This is a genomic window from Flavobacterium ginsenosidimutans (genome assembly GCF_003254625.1).
GTDB lineage: Bacteria > Bacteroidota > Bacteroidia > Flavobacteriales > Flavobacteriaceae > Flavobacterium > Flavobacterium ginsenosidimutans.
This window is the reverse complement of sequence record NZ_QJRJ01000032.1, coordinates 1-550: the sequence shown is the minus strand read 5'-3', so window position 1 is coordinate 550 and position 550 is coordinate 1. Positions and strand designations below refer to the sequence as shown.

Below are 550 nucleotides of genomic sequence, written 5' to 3'. Positions count from 1 at the left end.
TTTCCAGCAGAAAGACCTGTTGCAGTAGCAGCAGTTCCTCCAGATGGAGCCCAAGAATAGGTATAAGCTCCAGTTCCTCCAGTTACGGCTACAGAAGCAGATCCGTTAGCGCCTGTGCTGCATGAAACATCGGTTGAAGTTGCAGTTAATGCTAAAGCATCAGGTTCAGTAATTGTAATTGTATTAACAGCAGAGCAGGAGTTAGCATCTGTAATGGTTACTGTGTAAGTTCCAGCTGAAAGGCCAGCTGCTGTTGCAGCAGTTCCTCCAGATGGAGCCCATAAATAGGTATAAGCGCCAGTTCCTCCAGTTACGGCTACTGAAGCAGATCCGTCATTACCGCCATTGCAGGAAACATTTGTCTGTGAATCTACAGCAGAGAGAGCGGCAGGTTCAGTAATCTGAACGGTTTGTGCTATGAAGCATCCATTTGCGTCTGTAACTGTTACAGTATAAGTTCCAGGAGAAAGACCCGTTGCAGCTGCAGCAGTTCCTCCAGATGGTGACCATGAATAGGTGTAAGGGCCTGTTCCTCCAGAGGCAGTTACTG

General features: G+C 47.6%; 1 protein-coding gene. It reads right to left on the bottom strand.

Annotated features, from left to right (window positions below):
• On the bottom strand, window positions 1-550 hold a 550-nt coding region (locus DM444_RS00155), incomplete at both ends, for a SprB repeat-containing protein (RefSeq protein ID WP_204251643.1).